We start from the raw sequence: 4,936 nt of genomic DNA, 5'->3' as shown, positions 1-4,936 counted from the left end.
GCCCCCGGGCGCCCCCACCGGCCCGCGACATACGCGAGCGGCGCGCACGCCAGGGCCAGCAGGATGGGCAGGATGAGGGGCATGGGTGGGCGAAGAGGCCCACGTTAGAAGTGGCCCACCCGCGCAGGCGCACAACCCTGGCGCCGTCGCACGGAGCGTCACACGGCGGTCACTCGAGGAGCAGGGGCCGTGCGCTGGTGGACAGCGCGGGCCCAGCGAGACTCAGGGCAGCAGCCCTTCCAGCACGGAGAACAACTGCTCGCAGTGGGGCGCGCGGGCGCGAACGCGCTCCGGGTCCACCATGCCCAGCAGGTCCGAGCAGTGGTCGATCTTGTGGTAGCCGCCCTTCTGCGTCCCCTGGGTCGCGCGCTCCAGCGCGGTCGTCACGGTGGCCTTGGGAATGGACTCCACGTTCTTCGTCCTGGGCAGGCTGCCCATCGCGAAGCCCTTGCCGTAGTACCGCTCGAGCGCTTCGGGATCGGCCAGCAGCCACGCCTCCACGGTCTCGACCATCAGGTGACAGGCCTCCTCGGAGGCGTCGCTAGGACGTTGCCACTGGTCGTCCTGGTGGGCCGCGAGGTGGGCCCAAGGCGGTCCCTTCACCGGACCCTCGGCATCCACGAGCAGGATGTTGAAGGCGTCGGGATGAAGCCGGAGTGCTTGCTGGAAGCGCTTGAACGTCTCGACACGCGGGCCACACATGATGAGCCGCCAGCGGACAGCGTGCTTCCTGGTGCGCTGAACCACAGCGCCGAAAAACCTACCGAACCCGGCCCGCAGGCGCTCCCTGCCGTACGTGGAGTTTCCTCCCCCCTCGATGAAGATCTGGATCTCCTTCACCATCGGGTTCCCCCCAACGCCCCCATCCTCCAGACTTCCCCCAGCCCATATTCCTTCAGCCATTCCGCGAGCTGTTCCTTCTCCAGGCGTCGCAGCACCGTTCCGCCCCGCTCCTGCTCGCAGATGATGACCGCCTCCGGCACCGCGGAGAGCGCGGAGATCAACGTGTCCGAGTGCGTGGTCACGATGAGCTGCGTGCGTGCACTCGCTTCGACGAGCAGTCGCCCAATGACCGGGAGGATGTCCGGATGAAGTCCGAGTTCCGGCTCCTCGATACAGACCAGTGGCGGAGGCGCGGGATGGCAGAGCAGCGTGAGCAGGCAGAGATAGCGCAGCGTCCCGTCGGACAACCGCGTCGCGGGAACGGGTGCGCTCAAGCCCTCCTCGTGGAAGTAGACCTGCACGGTCCCTCCCGAGATCTTGACCGAGAAGTCCTTCACCCGCGCATAGAGAAGCCGGAGGTTCTCCAGCAGCAGCTTCTTCACGCCTGGGATGAACTCCAGCTCGTTGAGCACGAGCCCCAGATTGCTCGCGTCCTCCAGTAGGAAGTCTCCTGGAAGATCGGTCCGCTGGGGAAGCCGCGGCGGGGTGTACCTTCCCAGGTTCCACTCCCGGTGCAGCGAAATACGTGACAGCAGCGAGCCCACATAAGTCAGTTCTGGCAATGCCAGCGCTTCGCGCAGCTGCGACAGGACGGATTCGTCGGAACGCAGGTTGTATGCGTCCGGGGACGCGATGTGACGCCCCACACTGGAACCGGGCTTGGCCCCCGTCATCAGTCGGGCGTTAACGAAGGGCTTTCCTGCTTGGTAGTCGTAAAAGCGGGAGAGTTCTGCGTCCTCTGGTTCGAGGCGTTCATTTTCGAGGACCTCATCGACCAGTTCCAGGCGCTGCCCTGCGGCCGAGAAGGCCAGCCGGTAGCGCAGCGGCATGGCGGCTTCCGGGTACTCCAGAACGACTTCCACTTCAGCGCTGGGCGGCTTCGCATCCGCCCCCCCCTTCCACAGCCACTCCGTGACGCCCCCACCCTCACGGATGGGAGCCAGCAGATTGCCCGGGGCCGCCCGCAGGAGTCCCAACGCCTCGATGAGGTTGGACTTTCCGGACGCGTTCGGACCAATCAGGACGTTGAGCGCCTGCAAGGGAACGGTGTCGGAGTCAGGTCCGAACGAGAGGAGATTCCTGAGGCGGATGCTGCGGAGCATTCCCCCACTCTACCCGGCCCCGAACCGCTCCGGCGCCATTCGGACCCTCTCTACAGCGAGTCCAACAGCTCCCGGCACTCTCTCCGCCAGTGGAGCGAAGCCGTGGGCACCGGTTGCACGCGCACGGAGCCGTCGGACGGCTCTCGCGACACCAGGCGCACCTCTTCCGGACGCACGTGCTCCAGCAGGTCCGGCGAGTGCGTGGACAACACCACCTGCACCGGCTGGCCTCCCGTGGACTCTCCGCGCGCCATCGCTCGCAGCAGTTCCAACACCTCGCGCACCAGGCCCGGGTGCAGCGTGCGCTCCGGCTCGTCCAGCGTGAGCAGCTCCGGCAGGGGCCGCTGATAGGGCAGCACCAGCAACGCCAGCAACCACAGCACCCCGTCCGACACGTGCTCCGGGCCGAACCAGACGTCCGGACTCCAGCGGTCGCGGAAGCGCAGCCGGAAGGAGCGGTCCTCCAGCTCGCGCGCCACGTCCACCTCGGACAGGGACGGCACGCGCCGCGCCAGCTCCTTCGAGATGATCTCCCGCGTGGCCTGCGGCAGCGCCGCGAAGACGCTCGCGAGGTTGCCGCCCTTGCGCTCCAGCCAGGTCGCCTTCGCGGAAGAGCCTCCCGCGCGCAGCGCCTCCATGCTCAGCGCCAGCTGCTGCGTGGAGTGCCCCTGGCCCGGCAGCGTGTCCATCACGCTGAACGGATACACCACGCGCGTGCGGTCCCCGTGCGCGTACGTCCACTCGATGGAGAGCGGCCGCTTCTCATCCAGGCGCCAGAAGTCCGTGGGCTCGTACGCGAGCTGATGCTGGAGCCCCTCCAACATCGTCGTCTTCCCCGACGCCGTGGGTCCCATCAGGACGGTCAACGGCTCCAGCGCGAGCTTCACGCCAAGCAGACACCGGAAGTGCTCGAAGTGGACGGACGCGATCACTCCCGGAGCCTAGCGGGATCCCCCCAGGGGCCGTCCATGCCCCCCTCACGGATCCCGCCCGGACGCTCCCGGGCACGGCAGGCGGCCCTCAGGACTTCAGCACACGCTCGCGCACCGGCACCGTCATCACCGACGCCGCACCCACGTACACGTCCACCGGCGACAGCGGCCCCGTGCCCGGCAACGCCGCCAGCTCACGCACCCACTCCGCGCCCGTCCGCGTCCCACCGTCCAGGCACGCCCGCAGGTCCGCCTGCAGCCGCGCCGCCGTGGCTCCCTCCCCGGGCACGTCCAGCAACAGCCGCCGCAGGACCTCCCGGGGCGCGGGGGACACCTCGCGCAGCGCCTCCTCGAGCTCCGCCCTGGATTCCACCGAAGCCGAAGCCGGAGCCCCGGTCGGATTCCCGGCACGGCCCGTGAGCAGCTCCAGCAGCAGTCGCCCCAGGGCGCGCAGGTCCTCGCGCGCCTCCACCCGGGTCTCCGCCACGTCCTCCGGCGCGGGCAGCGGCGCGACCTCATCCGGCCTCGCGGGCGACGTGAAGCGGCGCAGCAGCCGACACGCGGGCCGCAACCCGAAGTCCGTCAGCGTCACCTCGCCCCGAGGCCCCAGCCGGATGCGGTTCGGCCGCACGTCCCCGTGCACCACCTTCGTCGCATGCGCGGCGTGCAGCGCTCCCGCCACCTCCGCGCCCACGTGGCACACGAACGCCTCCGACAGCCGCGTGCCCCGACCCGCCACACGCCGACGCGCCGTGGCCAGCGAACAGCCGGGGACGTAGTCCGACACCACCGTCAGCGTGTCGCGCGCGTCCACCTGGAAGCCATGGAGCCTCGCGATGCCGGGGTGCCGCAGCGGCACCGCCCGCGTCAGCGCCTCCTCCAGCGGAAGCCGCGTCTCCGGCGCGAGCCCCGGCGCCAGCAGGAACGTCTTCACCACCAGGGGACGGTCGCCCTGCTCGCCCTGCTCCAACGGCCACACCAGCGACACCCACTCGCCCAGCGGTCCCCGCCCCAACGGATGGATGGGCGCGAACGCGGGCAGCCGGGGCGAGAACGGGAGCACGGACATGGTGACCTCCAACCCAACACAGACAACCCGGGACGTCAACCCACGCGTCCCTACGTCACAGGTCCTGCTTCCTCCCGACACCCGGGCGTGCGGCCAGGGTGTCGGGAAGAGGGCAGCGCCTAGAAGTAACCGCCCACGGTGGTGGTGATGCCGAGGGTCACGTCGTGGCCGGAGAAGTTGCCCTGCTCGGCGCCAAAGCCGGAGATGTCGTCGCTGATGAGGGCGCGCATCTGCGGGCCCGCGCCCACGAAGAAGTGCGGCGTGACGTGGAACAGGATGGGCGCGTTGACGTCCAGGACGAAGGCCACGTCGCTGTTGTCCGGGATGTGGCCGAAGCGGATGCCGAAGCCCACCTTGGGCCAGAACGACACGCGCTCCGCCAGGGGCAGGTTGTAGCCCACGCGGCCCAGCACGCCGAGCGCCACGATGGTGGCGTCACCGAAGCCCAGCTGCACCAGCGCCGAGGCGCCCACCGACAGGTTCTGCTGGAGGAAGTAGTCCGCCGACGGCTCCAGGCGCACCTGGAAGATCTCGTCCCCGGTGTTGTAGCCGAGGAAGCCGGAGAGCTCCTGGCTGATGACCACCTGGCCCGGCTGACCGAAAGCAGAAGCCTTGCCCGGATCGCTGTTCAGGCTGGGCTCCTCGGCCGCCATCGCCGACGCCGACACCGCGAGCCCCGCCACCAGCGCCATTCCCGTCCACTTGCTGTTTCCACGCATCGAGGTTGCTCCTCACGTTCGCGCCCGGCCGACCCTTCCCGGTGCGCATGCGGGGCCCCTTCTAATCAAAGGCCGCCGCAACGCGAGGATGTTTTCCCGCTCCCCGACACTTCCGTTGACCCTCCACCATCCCCTGATCGCGGCCCGTCAGCGCACCGCCCGGGCCCCGCC

Annotated in this window: 5 protein-coding genes; all 5 read right to left on the bottom strand. The window is 69.4% G+C overall.

Translation table 11 applies throughout. The features are described from left to right. Positions 1-222: 222 nt before the first annotated feature. A complete protein-coding gene (locus tag D7V97_RS40000; RefSeq protein ID WP_158623556.1) occupies positions 223-843 on the bottom strand; it encodes a DUF4276 family protein in 621 nt (206 codons plus the stop codon). Then, complete coding sequence (locus tag D7V97_RS39995; protein ID WP_120615823.1) at positions 837-2,045, bottom strand: AAA family ATPase; 1,209 nt, start codon at positions 2,043-2,045, stop codon at positions 837-839. Before D7V97_RS39995 ends, D7V97_RS40000 begins: the two co-directional genes overlap by 7 nt. Before the next feature lie 50 nt (positions 2,046-2,095). Beyond that, positions 2,096-2,977 (bottom strand): AAA family ATPase, encoded by an 882-nt coding sequence (locus D7V97_RS39990; protein WP_120615822.1) that lies wholly within the window; start codon positions 2,975-2,977, stop codon positions 2,096-2,098. Between the two features lie 88 nt (positions 2,978-3,065). Continuing rightward, positions 3,066-4,046 carry a protein kinase gene (locus tag D7V97_RS39985; protein WP_147445180.1) on the bottom strand — a complete coding sequence of 327 codons (981 nt, stop codon included), beginning with the start codon at positions 4,044-4,046 and terminating at the stop codon, positions 3,066-3,068. Positions 4,047-4,165: 119 nt separating this feature from the next. After that, positions 4,166-4,765: an outer membrane protein gene (locus tag D7V97_RS39980; protein WP_120615820.1), complete on the bottom strand. Its 600-nt coding sequence runs from the start codon at positions 4,763-4,765 to the stop codon at positions 4,166-4,168. Positions 4,766-4,936: the final 171 nt, after the last annotated feature.

The organism is Corallococcus sp. CA053C, from assembly GCF_003611675.1.
In the GTDB taxonomy this organism is placed as follows: Bacteria; Myxococcota; Myxococcia; order Myxococcales; family Myxococcaceae; genus Corallococcus.
This window is presented reverse-complemented; position numbering and strand designations above follow the sequence as displayed.

Coding starts and splice junctions, on each gene's coding strand:
- D7V97_RS40000 (WP_158623556.1), bottom strand. CDS start 843: ATGGTGAAGGAGATCCAGATCTTCATCGAGGGGGGAGGAAACTCCACG.
- D7V97_RS39995 (WP_120615823.1), bottom strand. CDS start 2,045: ATGCTCCGCAGCATCCGCCTCAGGAATCTCCTCTCGTTCGGACCTGAC.
- D7V97_RS39985 (WP_147445180.1), bottom strand. CDS start 4,046: ATGTCCGTGCTCCCGTTCTCGCCCCGGCTGCCCGCGTTCGCGCCCATC.
- D7V97_RS39980 (WP_120615820.1), bottom strand. CDS start 4,765: ATGCGTGGAAACAGCAAGTGGACGGGAATGGCGCTGGTGGCGGGGCTC.